Here is a 21,316-nt window from a genome sequence, read left to right on the forward strand (position 1 = left end):
TAAAGAGACTGATTCTTTTAGAATCAGTCTCTTTTTTTGTTTAGCTTTTCCTATAGATTATTCTATGATAAAGAAGCTGAGTAATTCATAACCCTTTTCGTTGGGATGTAGGCCATCGCTGAATAAAGACTCGTCTATTTTTCCATTTGCGTCTAACAAAACATTGCCGGCATTTTGGAATTTGAAGCCTTCTTTTATGACCATCTCTTCTATGCGTTGATTGATTGAGTTTACCCATTGTTCAAGATTGCGGCGTGGGAGGATTCCTATTACTTTTATTGATGCTTTTGGTTGACGTTCACGTATGGCTTTTAATAGGAAGTTCAGGCCGTCCACTATTTGATCATCACTGCTTAATCCCCAGTTGTTTGTTCCTATCATTAGTATGATTCTTTCAGCATCAAAGCCGTCTAGTTCGTCGTGATAAACACGCCAAAGGACATTTTCTATTCGATCCCATCCATAGCCTAGGTTGCGAAATCCTAAAGGTTTCATATAAGTATTCCAGCTTTCGGCACCATCTTGGCGGGGGCCCAGGGGTTCGCCTCCCCAAAAGTGAGTAATGGAATTCCCCATGATAACAGCTGTCGAAGGGTTACTTTTGTTTAGTGACAGGACTTCCTGATGTCTTTTTCTCCATTCATAGTTATGAGGTTCTCGACGTTGGGTTACTGGTTTCATTGTTGTGCCATCTCCTTCCGGTATCTTTAGAATTTTGCGGATATTCTGTTCAACTGCCAGAGCTTGAGCTTGCATACCTAAATCATTCAGGTGAACATAATCAAGCCAACCATCAGCAGGTATGTTCAGCTCATCACTAAACAGATAATGAATATCCCCTACCCCTTCAGACTGCAGCAATCTATATGCATAAAGAGAGGCTTCGTTTGCATTAGCTACTGATGAATAGCGCATCGTATCTGTCTGAGCATTACTATTTCCGGCATGTTCAATTAATAAGACCGGAGCTTTGGATTTTTCACGTATTTGTCGGACTGCCTCTACTATACGTTTAGCTATTTCTTTTCCTTCATACTCAAACATATTCGGTATACAATCCAAGACATAAAGGCGAGCATCAATCCCCGTAAGATAATCTATCACCTCCTTCTCCATCTTGGTATTGCCTGAAAACCCCATATTAATCAAGGGGTATCCCAACGAGCGCTCAAGAATCGAACTCCAGGCCATTGCCGGACGACTGGCACAAGCTCCCTGCACAATAGACGTTCCATATAGCACAACAGGTTTCTCTGCCGACACCGGTATAAATTCAAAGGAGGCTTGATCCGGCGTTCCTATCTCCATCCACTTCACGCCATTATAAAGCGGAAGGTAGAGGCGATATTCGTATCCGTAATTGTGGTATTTATCCTTCTTTATCCGGTTGTAATGATAAACGATTGTATCTCCAAATACAAAATCGCCAGAACAGAAATTCCACTCTCCGTCACTATTTATACTATAAAGGTCTAAACCGGAAACGCTGGTTGCCGGCATATGCGACATGGCTAAGGAACCGGTCACAGCATAGCGAATTTTAATCTCCGGAGCATTTGTGTAAAAATGTATCGCCAATCCGGATGAGTGACGGGATAAATTCCAAACTGCTTCAGGTACTTTCCTTTTTGCACTTTCAGGCAGACGTGTATATGTCTTCCCGATCTCGGTTGTCCAGCCCTGGTTTTGTATCACAGGGAAGGAAGCTTGCAGAGGATCGTTCCACTTCCATTGTGCTGCTAATGATAAGGTAATACAACAAAACAGGAGAAGTAAATTTATTCTTTTCATAAATATAAGTAGAGTATAATAGGGTTTACTGATTTTGCACGTATTTAGCCGCCCGTTCAGGGTCGAGAGATAAATTCAAGACGTCTTTTCTGCGAGATTCAACGTATGCTTTATTTAATGCATTGTCTCGCACTTGCGCACCGGGATGGTTTTTTGCCAGGTCAGCTGCATGAGCTGCAATTTTGCAAGCGATTATATGATCGCGTATATCCTCCCTTTTTTGTCTTCCGGGTCCTTCTTTTGAGGCCATACTGCAGATCATAGATGTTCCGTGCCAGGCGCTCAATGCTGAGCCGATAGCGGATGTTATATGACTATAGCCCAAAGCAATATCGCCTACGATCGGCCCATTGGTATAATAGGGTGCTCCCTGGCAGGCATAACGTTGTTCTTTTACATTGCTGTGAATCTTATTCATCGGAAGATGTCCGGAACCTTCGGCCATTACTTGTACAAAATGTGTCCAGGCAACTCTTGTAAGTTTGCCCATTACAGACAATTCCGCCATTTGCACCGGATCATTGGCATCATAGATTGAACCCGGGCGCAATCCGCTGCCTATAGAAAGTGTTACGTCATACGTCTTTACGATCTCACATATTTCGGCAAAGTGGGTATACAGGAAGTTTTCTTCTTTATGTACCTTCATCCATTCGTTAATAAGCAGACCTCCATGAGAGACGATACCGGAAAGGCGCGTAAACGTCATATCGGCATGTTCTTTGCGCATGGCGGCATGGATGGTGAAGAAGTCGATCCCCTGCTCTGCTTGTTCTATCAATGTATCACGATAGATTTCCCAACAAAGGTTTTCTATCTTTCCACCTGCTTTTGCCAATGCCTGATACAAAGGAACCGTTCCCAGCGGAACCGGACAGTTACGAATAAGCCATTCCCTCCGCCCATGAATATCCCCTTTTGTAGACAGATCCATAAGCGTGTCAGTCCCCCATTTGCAACTTAATATCACTTTTTCCAAATCTGCATTCATATCCTGAGAAGCAGAGTCGCTGATAACATTCGCGTTCACTTTCACCAGGAATTTGTCGCCAATGATCATCGGTTCAGCCTCGGGGTGATTAATGTTGGCCGGAATAACCGCCCGCCCGGCAGCCACTTCCTTACGGACAAAGTCGGGGGTAATATAAGACTTCAGGCCTAAATCTTCGATCTGTTGATTTTCACGGATCGCCACATATTCCATCTCAGGGGTAATAATCCGCCGTTTGGCGTAAAACATCTGAGTAAGACATTTCCCTTCTTTCACCCGGCTTGGCAAATACACTAACGGAAACCGGTTTGCCGAAGAAGCTCCCCCTTCTCCCCTACCCTTTTCAGTAGCCGGCGAAAAGGCATCCATTCTAACAAGATCTTTCCGCCGCGTTCCCCATTCTTCACGAATACGGGGAATACCTTTCTCTATGTTAAGCTGGATTGCCGGATCCGAATAAGGTCCACTCGTATCATATACAATAACCGGATTATTTTCTTTCCGGCTCTTTACCCCTTTACTGTCTATATTAACAGAACTACTTTGCATTATCCTACGCATAGCTACCTTTATCTTGTTGATCTCTCCCGGTATATACACTTTTTCGGAAGACGGATAGTCAATACGTACCTTTTTCTTTTCAGACATAATTCTAGAATGAATAAAAAACAAAGGTAAAAAGATTAGCAGATGAAAATCAATGAAAATTGTTAAATTTAAGAATTAAGCGCAGGACGTGAGCAAAAATAAATAGCTCACCACTTAAAAATTATGGGATGCGGGCGGGAAAAATCAGGATGTATCCTAAAAAAAGAAAGACATAACTAATTGATACTTAGCTATGCCTTTCTTTTAAGCGTGACCGCGACAGGATTCAAACCTGTAACCGGCTGATCCGTAGTCAGCTACTCTATTCAGTTGAGCTACGCGGCCATTTGTTGCTTGATTGCGAGTGCAAAGGTAGCACATTCTTTGAAAATCACAAACCTTTTTACTGTTTTTTGCTATTTAATCCAGCATTTTTGGGTTAAACAGCAGATATCCAATATTCAAGCCAAAGTTGAAATTCTTCCTGGGATAGCTGTATCCGTTGGCATACACGCTGATAGAAGCAAAGGGCAACTGAACCACCAGTGCTGCTTCACCCATATATTCAAAGTTGTGCATAAACTTGCCATAATAAGGCAGGTCTACATATTGATTGGTTTCCATGTAGGTGACGTCTTTCTTTATCTCGTAGAAAGGTACAAAGCAGTACAAATCAGCACGTAGATGAAGGAGCCGGTTTAGCTTCAGGATGGGGGATATCCCGCCTGCCGCATATTGGTTGGCCCGAAAGGCTTCGTTGAAGACTATTTCGCTGTGAGGCGTAGGCGTAAAGGCGGGAGCCTGCAATATAGACGAAGTATAGTTATTCATCAGGTTCTTGCTGGAAACAACCAACTCTGTTAAAAAGCCTACATTAAAAGCTGAATTCACCACGTGGTAATGCTGCCAATGCCCTTTTACCTGCAGCCAGCTATGCGTCCGCTTGCCTGCATACTTCTGGTAAGATGTAGGAGCCGGGTCGTAATCCTCCGTTCCCGTGGCATAGATAGCCGTCAGGAATTGCTTCCGCCCGCTTGTAGGGTACTGCTTATAATCCAGGGAGTTTCGCTGAATATTCAGTGAACCGCTGAACACATTGTAGCGGCTATGATCGAAAGAGGCGTTCTGAAGCGAAAAGCCGGAGGTCTGAAGATAAAAATCATTCAATGTTCCGTACGAAAAAGCAATCTCGGACTTCGCCTTGTTCAGGAACGGGAAACCGAAGGTAAGATTCAGATACAGTTCCTTTTGCTTGATAATAGAAGGCACTATATCTTCGTAGAAAAGCGACTGGCTCTCGGAGTATTTCTTATACGAGAATACGCCATGAACATCTATATACGTAGGGATTCTTGTTTGCAGGTAAAAACGGCTGCTCAGTGATACCCCGTCAAACGAGTTACCCATCTGAAAGTTCGCATTCAGGTCACTGGCAAATTTGGAGATATTCTGATATCCTATCCCCAGGAATAGTTGGTTGGCCTGATGGGAAGAGATATTCCCTCCAAAGCCTACCGCCAGCTCATCCTTGATGGTTACATCCAGGTAGAGGTCGAACTTTTTTTCCTTCCGGTTATACACGGCATGGGGGATAATCTCCTTTATCTTGGAGTAAGTAAGCATCTTGAAATAAGCACGTTTGAAGTCATCCATCGTAAACTCCTTGTTGATATCACGATGTAGTTGTGTTTCGATATACGCCTTTTGTGCTTCATTTACTCCGGTAATATAAATGTTCTGGAAAATAAGCGGCGGCAGAGCATCCCTGTAGCTTTGCCTTCGAGTGGTCACCTCTTCCAGCGGCGTTTCGCGTGGCACTCTCCCTTTGATGGAGTCTATCAGTTCCATTGTCTTGTTATAGCCAATATCCATCAACTCTTTGCCACGATGAAAGTCTAGCAATGATACGTTCGGGAAACTAAATTTCAGCATCATACCTTCTTCTTCCGGAATGTCGTATTCCGTTTTCTGCATAATCATAGTTTCCAGCTGGTTGTAGATATTCTCGGAAGGTTTGGCGCTTTGTGTTCCGGCTACGGCACAACCGAAAATAAAGTCCGGGTGAAACGATTCTTTCATCGTATTTACCGGGAAATTATCATAGATTCCTCCGTCGAATATCGGCACACTATCTTTCCATATCGGCTTGAAAACAAAGGGGAACGACATGGAAGCCCTTACAGCATCCCCCAGGTCGCCATTCTTGAAAATAATCGGCTTTTTATTATAGATGTCGGAGCCTATACAGCGGAAAGGGACAAACAAATTGTCGAAATTCCACCCCGCCTTGGCCGTAGCCTGGGCAAACAAGCCCATAAAGGCCTGATTCATCTGTATCGGGTTGATCAAACTCTGTGGCAACAGGTTCGTTTTCACTCGGAAAGAATCACTCATCTCTATCGAAAAGTGAATAAGTTCGGGGGTAGGATCCGGCTTTTTGAAGTAGTAAATGTATTCATCTTCCACCATTCCTGTCTGCCAATAGCCAAACTCGTCGGAAAGCAATAGCTCCAGCATTTCGTCGGGCGAATAGCCCATAGCATACAGGCTACCGATGATCGCCCCGATAGAAGTACCGCTAACGTAATCGATAGGTATATTATTCTCTTCTAATGCCTTAATAACCCCTATGTGAGTAGCACCCTTGGCTCCCCCGCCGCTCAACACTAATCCGACTCTTTGAGCATAAATATTCGGAAGAGCCAGTATAAAGAGGATCGTATAAAGCGCAATCTTCTTCATAAATAATCGTTTTCAAATATCAAAAATAAAGTATATTTCTCAATAACCTACAAAGAAAACCAGTTTCTTTTATTAATTGTTTTATCTTTACGCCTCTTAATTCTAATCCATTTTTAGTTGAAATGAAAAAGTGTTTTATTCTTATCTTGACCTTATTTTGTATTGTTCCTTTGTTGACAGCCGCCCCCACCCCACGGATTAAAGGGATATTAGTTGAAGCCGGCAGTAAAAAACCGATTGATTTTGCAGACATTCTTTTGTTTGTAAACGGAAACGAATCGCCTGTTTCGCACACCTTGCCCGAAACCGATGGAAGTTTTTCTATCTCAGGCATTAATGATGGCGAATATACTTTATTAATTAAGTTGGTAGGCTTCGATATTTACTCTCGCAGCAATCTGGTTCTGAATAGTTCAACCCCTCTTCTTAACTTAGGGACAATTGAAATGAAAGCCCTCGAAGTAGGCTTGGCCGAAGTTGAAATTGTGGCGCAAAAAAAGCAAATCATCTATAAACTCGACAAAAAAGTGATAGAAGCCTCCAGCAATCTACTGGCAAACGGAGGCTCAGCAGTAGATATATTGGAGAATACCCCTTCCATCCGCGTAGATGCAGAAGGGAATGTCAGCTTTCGTGGCAGCAGCGGTTTCGCGGTATATGTAGACGGCAAACCAAGTGTTTTCTCCGGCACCCAGGCCCTGGAGCAAATCCCTTCCGGGCATATCGAAAACATAGAGCTTATCACTACCCCTTCTGCCCGGCACGATACGGAGGGAGATGTAGGTATTATCAATATTATCACAAAAAAACACTCGCAACAAGGGCTTAGCGGAATGGTTAATATCAGCGGAAGCACCGTTTACTCGCGCGCCCTGGACTTTCTGCTTACACAGCAAAACCTCAAATCCCGCTGGTATGTAGGAGGCGCCTATACCGAACGCGTCAGGAAGAGTGATTTCAATCAGGAAAAGAAGACTATTGTAGCCGATACAGCCACCACCTCCCACTCCGATGGCCCACGCCGAAGCCGAGGCTTCAATTACTCGCTGAAAGCCGGATGGCTTTATACATTAACCCAGACGACATTCAACCTGGATGTAGAAGGCGGCTACGGAGGTACCACCCGAAACGGTAACCTCGACTATACGGAAGAACGTAAAGCAAACGGTAGCGTCTTTGAACAAGGCGATTACCTCAGCCACGACCGATACGAGATAGACGAAACCTATCTTCACGGAACCGTTGGTTTTGCCCACAAATTCGACAACAAAGGACATAATCTAACGGGCAGTTTCTATGCTAAATACGGAGGCGATGCGCTGGAGTATTTCTCAAGCGACCTGATAGACGACAAAGGGCAACGCCAACAAGGGCATCGCGCCTACGAAGACGAGCATCGCTGGACCATCCGTGCCAACCTAGACTACCTCTACCCCTATCGCGAAACCGGACGCCTGGAAGCCGGATACCAATACTTCTCATACCTTGAAGACGGCGACTACAGCATGGAATTCTGGAATCCGGGAAAACGCGAATTCTATTGGCGGAACGATATATACAACACCTTCTACTTCCAGCGCGGGATCAACTCCTTCTACGGTATTCTGGCAGACAGCTACCGCTCTTTCGACTTCCAGGTGGGAGTTCGTGCCGAGCATACCCATCGCGTGCTGCGCAGTTCCAAGGAGTGGGCTAACCGGACGGTCAACCGTTTCGAGTTTTTCCCTTCCGCACATATAGGATATAACTTCCCGAAAGAACACACGGTTACGGCCTCCTTCTCCCGCCGTACTACCCGTCCGCAGCTGTTCTACATGGAGCCTTATATCACCTATCGCGACTACTATTCGGCCGAGATAGGCAACCCCGACATCCGCCCCGAATACATCAATTCATACGAACTGAATTATAAGAAAAACATTGATATACACGCCATTTCGGCCACCTTCTTTCACCGCAACCGCAAAGACAAAATCGAACGCCTGCGCGTACCATACGAGGCAGGAGTAACCCTCGACTCCATGGCTAATGTAGGCCATGACTACTCTACCGGTCTGGAACTTAGCGTACAAGTGCAACCCATCCGCTGGTGGAACGTAAACATAAACGGAAGCCTCTATCACTATAAAGTAAAGAATGAGTATAAGTTGGGCAACAGTAACGAAACGAGCACCAATTACGAAATAGCCTTCAACAATGGCTTCGACGCCGGGAAATACACCCGCATCCAGCTAGACGGCAACTTCGTAGGCCCGTCCGTCACCACCCAGGGACGAACCGACGCCTTCTGGTATGCCAACTTAGCCATCCGGCAGCAACTGTTCAAGCGCAAACTCAACGCAACGCTCTCCTTCCGCGACATGTTCAACTCCGCCCGATACAACAGCCGGATCAACACTTCCGTCTTGCAGTCGTACACAAAGATACGCCCCAAGTACCCACTGATCATGCTCACGCTAAGCTACACCTTCAACAACTTCAAAGCCTCATCCAGCCAAGGCCGGGAAACGCACGACCTGTTTGAAGGAACCAACCATTAAATACTTAAAACACATAGTATGATTCATCAAACCCTCTGTTGCTTTTTCGGCATTTTGCGCAAAAGAAAAAATAAAAGGTACCTTAAAAATAATTTAGACGTACGTGTAAATCAGATTACAGGTACGTGTAAATTTATTTAGAGGTAGGTGTAAATCAGTTTAGAGGTACCTCTAAATTATTTTTGAACAAAGCATAGCCCATAAGAGCAGGCAGGGTGTTGAAAAAAGAACGGTAGAAAACAGCTTGCTATTCAGCAATTTCACTATTTTCGCATTAGTATTTTATAGATATACCGGTTTGGTAAACTAAAAAAGTATTAAATAAAAAAATACTATATGTTTGATTTAAAGCATCTGGCGATTTTGAAACAATACATTGCAGAGTAAACCTGTTTTATAAAAACTTATATCATATTTGTGGCAAAGTTATTTGTCCATTGGATGCATTTTTTCAGAAAAGAATCGTAAATTTGCACCTTATTTGGAATTTTTGAATTTTAGTGTATAAGATTATGATAAAGATTACATTCCCTGATGGTTCTGTTAGAGAATATCCGGAAGGAGTAACGGCTTTGGAGATTGCTGAAAGTATTAGTTCACGACTAGCGCAGGATGTTTTGGCGGCTGATGTGAATGGCGAAACATGGGACTTGTCGCGCCCTATCTCGCAGGATGCAAGCGTTAAACTGCTAAAATGGGATGATGACGAAGGTAAGCATGCTTACTGGCACTCCAGTGCTCACTTGATGGCTGAAGCTTTGCAGGAGTTGTATCCGGGCATTAAGTTCGGCATCGGGCCTGCTATTGAGAACGGGTTCTACTATGATGTGGATCCGGGAGAAGGACAAACGATCAAGGAAAGTGACTTCCCGGCCATCGAGGCTAAAATGATGGAACTGATTGCCCGCAAGGAAGAAATCAAACGTCAGAGCATTGCCAAAGACGATGCCGTAAAGATGTTTGGAGACCGGGGCGAAGTATATAAAACCGAGCTGATCAGCGAATTGGCAGACGGCACCATCACGACTTATACACAAGGTAACTTCACGGACCTTTGCCGTGGACCTCACCTGCCAAATACGTCTTATATAAAAGCCGTAAAAATATTAAGCGTAGCTGGAGCCTACTGGCGTGGCGACGAAAAGCGTAAACAGCTGGTACGTCTGTACGGTATTACGTTCCCGAAAAAGAAAATGTTGGATGAATACCTGGCGTTTCTTGAAGAGGCGAAAAAACGCGACCACCGGAAGATCGGTAAAGAGCTTGAACTGTTTGCTTTCTCACAAAATGTAGGAGCAGGCTTGCCTTTATGGTTGCCACGCGGAACGCAATTACGTCTGCGCCTGGAAGATTTCCTGAAGCGTATTCAGAAGAAATATGGCTATCAACAGGTTATGACTCCTCATATCGGTGGTAAACAATTATATGTAACATCGGGGCACTACGAAAAATATGGAAAGGATTCTTTCCAGCCCATCCATACACCGCAAGAAGGAGAAGAATTCCTGCTTAAACCGATGAACTGTCCGCATCATTGCGAGATATTCAAACTCATTCCGCGCTCATACAAAGACCTGCCAATCCGCTTTGCCGAATTTGGAACAGTGTATCGTTATGAACAAAGTGGGGAGTTACATGGTTTAACTCGTGTACGTGGGTTTACGCAGGATGATGCTCACTTGTTCTGCCGTCCGGATCAGTTGAAAGAAGAGTTTCTGAAAGTAATGGATATTATCTTTATTATCTTCAAAGCACTTGACTTTGAGAATTTTGAAGCACAGATATCCTTGCGCGACCCGGAAAACAAAGAAAAATACATCGGTTCGGAAGAAAACTGGGTGAAAGCGGAAACAGCCATCATCGAAGCCTGTCAGGAAGCCGGATTAAAAGCGAAAGTTGAGCTGGGAGAAGCCGCTTTCTACGGTCCGAAGCTAGACTTTATGGTGAAAGATGCCATCGGACGTCGCTGGCAGTTGGGAACCATCCAGGTAGACTACAGCCTGCCGGAACGTTTTGAGCTGGAATATACCGGTGAAGACAACAAAAAGCACCGTCCGGTGATGATACACCGCGCACCGTTTGGTTCTATGGAACGATTTGTTGCTGTGCTGATTGAGCATACCGGAGGTAAATTCCCGATGTGGCTTACTCCTGATCAAGTGGCCGTATTGCCGGTAAGTGAAAAATACAATGACTACGCCTGGGAAGTAGCCCAAATGCTGGAAGACCAGGATATACGCGTAGTGGTAGATGATCGTAACGAAAAAGTAGGCCGTAAAATACGTGACAACGAACTGAAACGTATCCCTTATATGCTGATCGTTGGAGAGAAAGAAGCTGAAAATAATGAAGTTTCGGTAAGAAAACAGGGCGAAGGTGATAAAGGTTCGATGAAAATTACTACATTTGCAGCGCTTTTAAACGATGAAGTCGAAGAAATGATGAATCGCTGGCAAAAGAATAGAGGAAAATAATAATTTTAAACTATTAATAACGAGGAGAATAAACATTTTTGAATGAAGAATGACAATCTGAAAGATCAGTACCGGATCAATGAGCGCATCCGCGCCCGTGAAGTTCGATTGGTAGGTGACAATATTGAACAGGGTGTTTATCCACTTGCACAGGCACTTAAATTTGCAGAAGAACAAGGACTTGATCTGGTTGAGATTTCACCAAATGCTGCCCCCCCCGTTTGTCGAATAATCGACTATAAGAAACTTCTTTACCAGCAGAAAAAGCATCAGAAAGAGCAGAAAGCCAAGTCTGTGAAAGTAATCGTTAAGGAGATTCGTTTCGGTCCGCAAACGGATGACCATGATTACAATTTCAAGCTAAAGCATGCGAAAGGCTTCTTGGAAGATGGTTCAAAAGTGAAGGCTTATGTGTTCTTCAAGGGGCGTTCGATCTTGTTTAAAGAACAGGGAGAAGTATTATTACTTCGATTTGCCAACGATTTGGAAGATTACGGTAAAGTTGAACAAATGCCTGTATTAGAAGGTAAACGAATGACGATTATGCTTTCGCCTAAAAAAAGCGGAGCACAAGCCAAACCTCAGCCACAAGCACAGCAGCCACAGCCACAGGTGAAGAAAGTAATCACACTGAAACCCAAGACTGAAGAAGCAAAAGCTGAAGAAAAGAAAGAAGAATAAAAATACCCGGCAACGGGAAATATATAAGTTTAATAATTAAAAACAGAATTGGAAAATGCCTAAGATGAAGACTAATTCCGGTGCCAAAAAGAGGTTCGCCCTTACCGGAACAGGTAAAATCAAGAGAAAACACGCTTATAAAAGTCACATTCTTACAAAGAAGACTAAAAAGCAGAAAAGGAATCTTACGCACATTGGCTTGGTGCATGCATCAAACGAAAACAGTGTGAAAGAACTTCTTTGTTTGAAGTAACCTTTTTATTTCGAGTTTTACAACGATTTTTATTAACCGAATGTATTTAGCAAAAAAGATCATCCTGTAGAGATGGCGCTAACATTCAAAAACAGATTAGATTATGCCAAGGTCAGTTAATCATGTTGCTTCAAGAGCAAAAAGAAAACGGATTTTAAAACTTACGAGAGGATATTATGGCGCTCGTAAAAACGTGTGGACAGTTGCAAAAAACACATGGGAAAAAGGTTTGACGTATGCATTTCGCGACCGTCGTAACAAAAAACGTAACTTCCGCGCATTGTGGATACAGCGTATCAATGCTGCTGCACGTCTGGAAGGTATGTCTTACTCCCGCCTGATGGGTGCTTTACACGCTAAAGGTATCGAAATCAACCGTAAAGTGTTGGCCGATTTAGCGATGAATCATCCGGAAGCTTTCAAAGCAATTGTAGACAAAGTAAAGTAAAAGCTATTATAGCTGCGAAATACATGATAGAGACAAGGGGATCCCTTGTCTCTATTTGTTTATAATAGCGATGAAATGGGCAAAAAAAGAGGAATTTTCATGCCTATTTATTTGGAAATTCTAAACCTTCTATATATATTTGTGTTATAAAGATAGGTGATGAGTTAAGCCGCACTTGTTCGATTGGGAAACTCATCAGTAAAATACAATTCCGAGACAAAGCTCTTGTCACCAATGGCGGGCCGCACCCTTCGGGGATGCTTCGCACAGCGGATTACAAAGGTGGCAAAGCACTCAAATCCTGTCATACGGAGTTTGTTCATATCTACAGTGCGGCTTTCTTTCATATACAAAGAGACCGTCTCTTTTTAGAGGTGGTCTCTTTTTTTGTTTAAAAGATTAGGCATTTTTCTTATTTTTGCAAAAAAGAGTTTATCACCACTAATATTTACAATCATGAAGAACACAAGCCTTTTGCTTATTATTCTTACCTTTTTTACGTTTCAGTTGACTGCTAAGGTCAGCACTCCAAAGTTCTTTTCCGACCACATGGTGTTACAACGGGATATGCCGATTAACCTATGGGGGACGGCTGACAAGGGAGAGATAATCACGGTTCGTTTTAACAACAAAGAATACACTACACAAGCCGACAAGAAAGGGAACTGGTCTGTTGTGATGGACAGCATGCCATTTGGCGGTCCTTACAACATGAGTATTTCAGGAAAGGCCAACAGTATCGACTTTAAAGATATACTGATTGGAGACGTCTGGATTTGTAGCGGACAGTCTAATATGGAATGGCCACTGGAGGATACGGAGAATGCAGCAGACGAAATCAAGCGTTCCATGAATCCGAACATCCGCCTTATTACCGTAGAAAAGACGATCAAAACGAAGGAGGCTGCCGACATCGAAAGCGGCACCTGGGAAGTCTGCAAGCCTGAGACTTCACGTCGCTTCTCAGCTGTAGGCTATTACTTCGGAAAGGAGCTTCAGACGGAATTGAATATTCCCGTTGGCTTGATCAATACCTCATGGGGCGGAACAGATATTCAGCCTTGGACCAGTTGGGAAACAATGGTTCAGACAGACGACTACAAGAAATACACAGGAAAAACACTGGATCAGTCATTCAAATACGATCCCAAACTTCTTGAAAAGTACAACCAGGCAGTGGCCAACGATAAAGGGCTGGCTGAGAAATGGTATGCCCCCGACACCAAAGCGAAGGGTTGGGAGAAAATGTATGTCCCCAAGCTATGGGATGGTATCCTGGGAGAAGATGATGGTATCGTATGGTTCAGAACTACTCTTGAATTACCGGAAAGCGCAGCTGGTAAAGCCGGCGTTATTAATCTGGGGCCTGTTGATGATGAAGACATGACATATATAAACGGAAGCTTCCTGGGAGAGACACAGACATACAATACTCCTCGTAATTATGCCATAAAGAGTGGCATCCTGAAAAGCGGGATAAACACAATCGTAGTAAGGGTAAAAGATAATACCGGAGGCGGAGGAATGTTCGGACGCCCGGAAGAAGTATATCTGGAAGTAGGCGGAACCACTTATCCGTTGGCTGGCGAATGGGAGTACAAGCCTTCTGCCGTTACCTCCCAATTCGGAACCAAGCCATTAAGTCCCAATGTTTTTGCGTCCGTATTATATAATGGTATGGTCAAGCCGCTGGTAGGATACAACATCAAAGGAGCCATCTGGTATCAGGGAGAGAACAATTCCGGCGAAGCCTACAAGTACAGAACCTTATTCCCGAACATGATCAACGACTGGCGCAAGCAGTGGGGATATGAGTTTCCTTTCTTCTGGGTACAGCTGGCCAACTTTATGGAAGTGCAGAGCAATCCCGTAGAAAGCGCATGGGCCGAATTGCGCGAAGCTCAGAATATGACGCTTAGTCTGCCCAAGACAGGACAGGCCGTTATCACAGACATTGGCGATGCAGACGATATACATCCCAGAAACAAAAAAGATGTTGGACACCGATTGGCTCTCAATGCCTTGAAAACAGCCTACGGGAAAGATCTCATTGCCTCGGGGCCGGTGTACGACTCCATGTCAAAAGAAGGCAATAAGATTATCCTGACTTTCAAGAATACCGGAACAGGCTTGTCTACAATAGACGGGAACAAGTACGGGTATGTAAAAGGTTTCTCCATTGCCGGAGCAGACAAGAAATTTGTATGGGCAAAAGCATATATCGACGAAAACAAGGTTGTTGTCTTCAGCGAGAAGGTAGCTAATCCGGCTGCCGTACGATATGCCTGGGCAGACAACCCGGATGACAACAACCTGGTAAACAGTGCCGGGCTTCTGTCTTCTCCTTTCCGCACGGATGACTGGAAAGGCATTACGGAAAGATAACAAACCTGATAATATATCTATCCACATGAAAACCGCTTTAAGACTACTTTTTGTGTTCGCTGTTGTGTCGGTACAACTATCAGCTCAGCAGCCGAATTTCTTTAATAATCTTTATGATTATATAGAAAATACCTCCGTTTTTGAACTAAACCAGGAGGAAGGCAGAGCTTATTTCATCCCTGAAAAGAACCTATCACTTAATGGTGAGTGGCAATTCTTTTACAGTGATACACCGGAGGGTATTCCTTCGGACTTTTACAAACCATCGTTTTACGACAGGGCTTGGGAAACGATTGCCGTACCTTCCAACTGGGAAATGCTTGGATACGGAGATAAGTTGTTCCGCAATGTACATGCTCCGTTCAAAGCGAATCCCCCCTATGTTCCGAAAGAGTACAACCCTAGCGGGGCATACCTGAAAAGCTTTGTGCTTCCCGACTCCTGGAAGGAGGAACAAGTCTTTCTGCGGTTTGAGAAAGTAGCCTCGGCGTCATTCGTCTGGGTCAACGGGCAGGAAGTAGGCTATAATGAAGGAGGGCAAGAGCCTGCGGAGTATAATATTACAAAATACCTGAAAAGCGGAAGAAATAAGATAGCTGTTCTGGTACTGAAGTATTCAGACGGATATTATCTGGAGGGACAAGACTACTGGCGGCTAGCCGGAATATTTGACGATGTATGGGTATACGCCACTCCGGCAGTCAGGCTGTTTGACTGGCAGGTAATCACCGATCTGGACGAAAGCTATACGGATGCCGAGCTAAAAGTAAAACTGGACATCAAACAATACGCGGATTTTCCAGCTTCCGACTATCTGATAAGAGCTCAGTTGACAGACAGCAAAGAAGAAATAATAAGTGGATTTGAAAGCAAGCCTTTCTCCATCGAAGCGGGGAAAGTGCAGGTAGAATTGTCTAAGCATATCAGCCAGCCGCTGAAGTGGACATCGGAAACGCCTAACCTATACACGCTTCACATGCAGCTATTAACAGCCGCAGGAGACTTGATTGATCAGGCAGACACCCGCATCGGCTTTAAGGAGACAGAAATACGGGACGGCGTGTTTTACCTGAACGGCCTGCCCGTGAAAGTAAATGCCCAGAACTCGCACATGCAGCATCCGGAACTGGGGCACGTAATGAACGAAGCAACCATTCGTAAAGACTTTGAGATACTGAAACAATTCAACTTCAATACCGTACGAACTTCACACTATCCTCCGGTAAACAGATATCTGGAACTAGCTGACGAATATGGCCTCTATGTCATTGATGAAGCAGGCGTAGAAGCACATGCCACCGAATTTGTATCCAATTTGCCTGAGTTTACGGAAATGTACCGGGAGCGCGTGCGTAAAATGGTATTAAGAGACCGAAACCACCCGTGTATCCTGTTCTGGAGCGCCGGAAATGAAAGCGGGGAAGGTTTCAATATCACAGAGGTAGTGAAAGAAGGCCGGAAGTATGACGAAACCCGTTACTGGATGTACGGAGGAAACGCCTTTGCACACCCGGCAGAAGATATCATCGGCCCCCGCTATCCTACTCCTATGGAGTTGGAAATGCAGGTGGGTATCTCGCCGGACGAAGACGAGCTGCGTCCGTCTTTCATGGACGAATACTTGTCCGTAGCAGGTAACGGCGGAGGCGGAATGGACGACTACTGGCGCGTCATATACGCGCATCCCCGAACCATGGGGGGTGCCATTTGGGATTTCGTCAGTACCGGAGTAACCGAGCGAATCCGCGCCATACAAGACAGATCGTCTTATAACACACCCGTACATCTGATGGGCAATGCCTCTCTTGTAGCGGGAACAACAGGAAATGTCCTCGACCTGAACGGGCACGACCAGTGGGTAGAAGTCTACCGCGCACCGAACGTAGAAGTAACGGGAGATAAACTGACATTAACCTGCGATATATATCCTCGTAAACTAATCAGCAGTTGCGGCTCGCTGATTACTAAGGGTAGCTATCAGTTTGGTTTGCAGCAAAGAGGCAAAGATTCGTTGGAGTTCTACATTTTTACTGATAAGGCTTACAAAGTAAAAACAGCTTTACCGCAAAACTGGGAATACAACTGGCATCAGCTTACAGCCGTTTATGACGGGGAATATATCTCCATTTGGCTGGATGGCGCAGAGAAAGCCAGAAGCAAAGCAAGCGGGCTAATCAAAAATATGCCCTATCCGGTGAATATCGGACGCAATCCCGAAATACACGGACAGGAAACAGACGTATATATCTGCGATGCGCAATTTGACAATGTGGGAATCTTTAGCGAAGCATTGAAACCAAATGAGATACAGCCCGGCAATGCGCGTCTGTGGCTTGACTTTGAACAGGAAACGGACATGGGGCGTTTCTATAGCTACGGGATTGGCGCCCGTACGTATGGCAGCATCTGGCCGGACCGGAGTGTACAACCGGAAATGTGGCAAATGAAGAAAAGCGTACAGCCTATCTCTGCACAATGGGTAGATGCAGAAAAAGGATATGTAGAAGTCTGGAACAGAAATCATTTCCTGAATGCCTCACATTACAATACTCAGTGGTTTATTACCGAAAACGGAGCAATCATACAAAAAGGAAACCTGGCATTGGACATCCCTCCATTGACAAAGAAAATTGTGCAAGTGCCGTTCAAAAAGTCTGCTGCTGTAGCGGGTGCAGAGTACCTCCTCATGATAAGCTCGTCACTGAAAGAGGACGAATTATGGGCGCATGCCGGACACGAAGTAGCCTGGGATCAGTTGGCTTTGCCCTGGCACAAAGCAGAAGAGGCGAAACAGCACAGCAACCGGAAAGCGGTTCTTCATCAGACGGCTAAAGAGATAAAGGTAACAGGAAACGGCTTCAGCTACACCTTTGACAGGCAAAGCGGACTGCTATTGTCTATCCTTTACGGGGATAAAGAAATGCTGAAAGCCCCGCTGATGCTGAACGTATGGAGAGCGCCATTGGCTAACGAACTGGACGAATGGAATTCTTATAACGCCGTATCAGACAAGTGGAAAGCCGGATACGGACACTATGTGGTAACTGAATTTTACTCTGCAGGGATCGATTCGCTTAAACACGTTCCACTGTCTGTTGAAGCCTTTGAAACAGACGGTAAGGTATATCTTAATGTACGCGACATCTACCTGACCGGAAGCAGCACAATGGAGAAAAAGGATCTTTACATCTGGGGTATGCAAAGCAATGGTTTTGAAAATATTTATACCTACGTAATAGACGGAGACGGCGAACTGAGTATCCATCATAAGGTAAGTCCCGAAGGCAAAATGCCGCTCTGGCTTCCGCGCATCGGCTTGACCCTTACTTTAGACAAAAGCCTGGAGCAGGTAGAATGGAACGGACGAGGGCCGCAGGAAAACTACCCGGATCGCAAAACAGGCTATAAAGTAGATATTTACCAGTCAACAGTAAGCAATATGTATGAGCCTTATCTTATCCCGCAAGACTACGGTTTGCGCACAGATAACCGTTGGGTGAAAATGACAGACAAGGACGGACAGGGTATTCAGTTCAAGATGAACGAACGATTCAATTTCAATGCCCACCCCTACTCTTCCGAAAACCTTACGAAGGCGATGTACACCTATCAGTTGCAGGAGCAAGACGGCATCACGCTCAATCTAGACTATGCCACTTCCGGCGTAGGATGTACTGCCCGCAGCATTTTAAATGCCTATCGGGTGCTTCCGCAGGTATATGAAAGAACATTGAAAATCAGCCCTACGAAAAGGTGAAAAATCACACCCATACGATTTAAAAAACGCACCCATGCAATTTTCAAAACGCATGGGTGCATTTTTTTGAAAGGAGCCATGCGTTTTTAAAGAAGAAAAATAAAAGCCCTGTCGCAGCATTGTGACAGGGCTTTTCGTTTATCAATAAAGGGCAGATGTTACAGAGTGGTCAGTTTCAGGTTGCGCCAAGCCACTTTGATACCGCCTCCATCATGTATCTGAAGAGCGATGCGGCCTTGTCCGGCACCAATCTTTTCATCCTTAAAGTCTACCATTTCCTGGCCGTTCAGCCAAGTGGTAACATTGTCACCCAATACTTTAATGCGAAGAGTGTTCCATTCTCCCATTTTCAGGATATCTTCCTTTTCATCCGGAATTTGTATCAGCCAGCCACGTCCGTAAGACTCATAGATACCGCCGGTATCATGTCCCGGAGGCGCTACTTCTACCTGCCAGCCATTTACTTTTACTCCTTCTTCAATAAAAGAACGGATAAATACACCGGAGTTACCATCGGATTCTTGTTTAAACTCTACCGTCAGGTCATAATCGTCATAGTATTCGCGTGTAGCCAGATAGCCATATTCCTTGTCCGGGCCGCTTTCGCAATACAGCAAACCGCCTTCTACATACCATTTTTCCGTGCCGTAGGCTTCCCAACCTTTCAGGTCGGCTCCATTAAACAAGGTCACTTCTTTTGATTTACGCGGCAGCTCTTTTATCTTTATATTACGGAAAGAAGCCGGATACCCATGATCCTGCAGGCAGATCACACCTTTTCTTGCCAGGCCGTATTCGGGAGCATTCATCCATTTCCCACTGTTTTTACGGGCAAACCAGTCGTCTGTCCAGGCTTCAAACTCCAATAATTTCACACCATTCATCCAATGTTCTACATGTCCATTGTCGAACACAATTTTAGCTGTATTCCATTTTCCGTGAGGGTTTACCTTCATTTTGGCAAGGTCGGGCAAGTGCATGGCATAGTCAACGCCCATTTTCTGCCAGTTTTCCAGTTCGTCGGGGAAGTTTTCATCATCCAGCAGCTGGTATTCCGGTCCTGTTACATACGGAACCGTATACTGCGGACGCTCTACCACATGGTACAATACACCACTATTTCCTCCTTTTGAAAGTTTAAAATCCCACGACAGTTCAAAGTTTTCATATTGTTTGTCTGTTACAATATAGCCGCTGGCATCGCTGCCTTCACCTTTTGCTTGGATACAACCGTCTACCACGTGCCAGGGTTCTGTCAGTGTCGTCCCGTTATAATCCTTCCAGCCATTCATAGTTTCTCCGTCAAACAACAACTTCCAGCCGTCGGCAACTTCAGCCGGAGTCAGCGTGTTGTGTTTTCCTCCTTCACAGGACGAAAGCCCTCCCAAGAAGATGGCGCATACAATTAACGCACCACACATTCTTTTTTTCACTTCTACAATTCTCATGCTCATTTTGTATTTTACATTTAGATATTACGCGCCAAATATATCATTTTTTCGTCTATTTTCCACGCTCCATTAAAGACAAGGAAAAGAAAAGCGCATTTTCCAGCCTTGGTTCTGACTAATGTCAACAAATGTCCAATGTTTTTTTACGTCCGACAGCTCAATTCTATTTACTTTTAGCCGTTATTCAACGATGAGAACCTTTTTGCATAAAATATATAACAGTTGATTAGAAAAAACATTTAACCAAAATTTTTCTTCTATCCTTTTTTACTGTTTGCTAGTTTTAGCATATTTTTTTTCAGCCCTTACCCGCCGCCAAAAGGTAAGGGCTGCTTTTTTTTCGCTCACGTCCTGTTCAAAATAAGTCGTGAGTAAAATAAGCTGGCACACATACTAACATTAATCTGTTTATTGCTGTCTTCTTTGTGGGGTGGATCAGAAACGATAAGCTACAGCCAAGAATACAGTTGATGTATTCTTCTTATCCCTTAATGTATCCCGCATAGCTATGCCATCTACCACCATATTGCGCCGACTGTCGAATATATCAAAATTGGAAATGGAATATCCTACGGATACTAGAAAACGATCCAGGTTTAATGACAAATAGCTTTTCAGATGATAAAACAGCCACTCCCCTCCTCTATTCTTAACGGTTGTACTATTGCCGTAATACCCATCTTCCCTATCAAACGTAAGCCTCTCATTTGGTATTAAACTCATAAACAGACCTGTTTCCATATTGAAGAATAAGACATCGTCTCCGGACTCCTTAAGTAAAGGATAACTAAAACGCACTGCAGGCCTGAACAAAAGGGCACTGGCATACTCTACTTTCCGGCTTTCCCAGAACAGATAGTCATCATAATCATCACAACCGCACAGCAGGCTTTGAAACAGATTATAATCTTCAGCTCCCGAGCACATCATTCGTTGATAAGACTGATCCATCATATTTAAGCCGACTGTTATTCCTATGTATTTATTAAATAAAAAGGAATAGGCTAGTTCCATCTCAAAGGCTTCTTGCGTATTCAGTCCGCTTGTAAACTGCGCCTCATGGCGATAGAATTTATCCGTCTGCCCATAGCACAAAGTAGAACACAATAACAAGGTAAGGATTATAAATTTGTTCATAATTGAAAATATCTGTTACTATTATTCGTTCTCATTTATAAGAGAAGGAAACAACAGAAAACCCCTACTCTTTCACAA

Annotated in this window: 12 protein-coding genes and 1 tRNA gene; 7 read left to right on the forward strand and 6 right to left on the reverse strand. The window is 44.3% G+C overall.

What is annotated here, in order from left to right; translation table 11 throughout:
- Window positions 1-57 precede the first annotated feature (57 nt).
- The 4 genes from M2470_RS17265 to M2470_RS17280 form a co-directional block, all read right to left on the reverse strand.
- Window positions 58-1,791, reverse strand: a complete 1,734-nt coding sequence (locus M2470_RS17265) for an SGNH/GDSL hydrolase family protein (protein ID WP_280746258.1) — start codon at window positions 1,789-1,791, stop codon at window positions 58-60.
- 25 nt (window positions 1,792-1,816) lie between these two features.
- Window positions 1,817-3,430 (reverse strand): phosphomethylpyrimidine synthase ThiC, encoded by a 1,614-nt coding sequence (gene thiC / locus M2470_RS17270; RefSeq protein WP_280746259.1) that lies wholly within the window; start codon window positions 3,428-3,430, stop codon window positions 1,817-1,819.
- A gap of 211 nt (window positions 3,431-3,641) precedes the next feature.
- Window positions 3,642-3,715: transfer RNA gene (locus tag M2470_RS17275), tRNA-Arg, on the reverse strand.
- A 75-nt stretch (window positions 3,716-3,790) separates the two neighbouring features.
- A complete protein-coding gene (locus M2470_RS17280) occupies window positions 3,791-6,112 on the reverse strand; it encodes a patatin-like phospholipase family protein (protein ID WP_280746260.1) in 2,322 nt (773 codons plus the stop codon).
- A 122-nt stretch (window positions 6,113-6,234) separates the two neighbouring features.
- On the opposite strand from M2470_RS17280, the gene M2470_RS17285 reads away from it, so the two are divergent.
- The 7 genes from M2470_RS17285 to M2470_RS17315 all read left to right on the forward strand — a co-directional run bounded on the left by M2470_RS17285 (window position 6,235) and on the right by M2470_RS17315 (window position 18,650).
- Window positions 6,235-8,652, forward strand: coding sequence for an outer membrane beta-barrel family protein (locus tag M2470_RS17285; RefSeq protein WP_280746261.1), 2,418 nt, complete (start codon window positions 6,235-6,237; stop codon window positions 8,650-8,652).
- 512 nt (window positions 8,653-9,164) lie between these two features.
- Window positions 9,165-11,126, forward strand: coding sequence for a threonine--tRNA ligase (gene thrS, locus M2470_RS17290; protein ID WP_280746262.1), 1,962 nt, complete (start codon window positions 9,165-9,167; stop codon window positions 11,124-11,126).
- A 42-nt stretch (window positions 11,127-11,168) separates the two neighbouring features.
- Window positions 11,169-11,807, forward strand: a complete 639-nt coding sequence (infC, locus tag M2470_RS17295; RefSeq protein ID WP_280746263.1) for a translation initiation factor IF-3 — start codon at window positions 11,169-11,171, stop codon at window positions 11,805-11,807.
- A 55-nt stretch (window positions 11,808-11,862) separates the two neighbouring features.
- Complete coding sequence (rpmI, locus tag M2470_RS17300; RefSeq protein ID WP_280746264.1) at window positions 11,863-12,060, forward strand: 50S ribosomal protein L35; 198 nt, start codon at window positions 11,863-11,865, stop codon at window positions 12,058-12,060.
- 103 nt (window positions 12,061-12,163) lie between these two features.
- On the forward strand, window positions 12,164-12,508 hold the full coding sequence (rplT, locus tag M2470_RS17305) for a 50S ribosomal protein L20 (RefSeq protein ID WP_280746265.1): 345 nt from the start codon (window positions 12,164-12,166) through the stop codon (window positions 12,506-12,508).
- Window positions 12,509-12,964: 456 nt separating this feature from the next.
- Window positions 12,965-14,893 (forward strand): sialate O-acetylesterase, encoded by a 1,929-nt coding sequence (locus M2470_RS17310; protein WP_280746266.1) that lies wholly within the window; start codon window positions 12,965-12,967, stop codon window positions 14,891-14,893.
- A gap of 25 nt (window positions 14,894-14,918) precedes the next feature.
- Window positions 14,919-18,650, forward strand: a complete 3,732-nt coding sequence (locus M2470_RS17315; protein WP_280746267.1) for a glycoside hydrolase family 2 TIM barrel-domain containing protein — start codon at window positions 14,919-14,921, stop codon at window positions 18,648-18,650.
- 158 nt (window positions 18,651-18,808) lie between these two features.
- Here M2470_RS17315 and M2470_RS17320 read toward each other — a convergent pair whose 3' ends face one another.
- Together M2470_RS17320 and M2470_RS17325 are read right to left on the reverse strand one after the other, a co-directional pair.
- The gene (locus M2470_RS17320) at window positions 18,809-20,071 is read right to left on the reverse strand and encodes a DUF1080 domain-containing protein (RefSeq protein WP_280746288.1); all 1,263 of its coding nucleotides are present in this window, start codon (window positions 20,069-20,071) and stop codon (window positions 18,809-18,811) included.
- Window positions 20,072-20,536: 465 nt separating this feature from the next.
- Window positions 20,537-21,238 (reverse strand): hypothetical protein, encoded by a 702-nt coding sequence (locus tag M2470_RS17325; protein WP_280746268.1) that lies wholly within the window; start codon window positions 21,236-21,238, stop codon window positions 20,537-20,539.
- Between the last annotated feature and the right edge of the window lie 78 nt (window positions 21,239-21,316).

This window comes from Parabacteroides sp. PH5-46, from assembly GCF_029892785.1.
Taxonomy (GTDB): Bacteria; Bacteroidota; Bacteroidia; order Bacteroidales; family Tannerellaceae; genus DFXE01.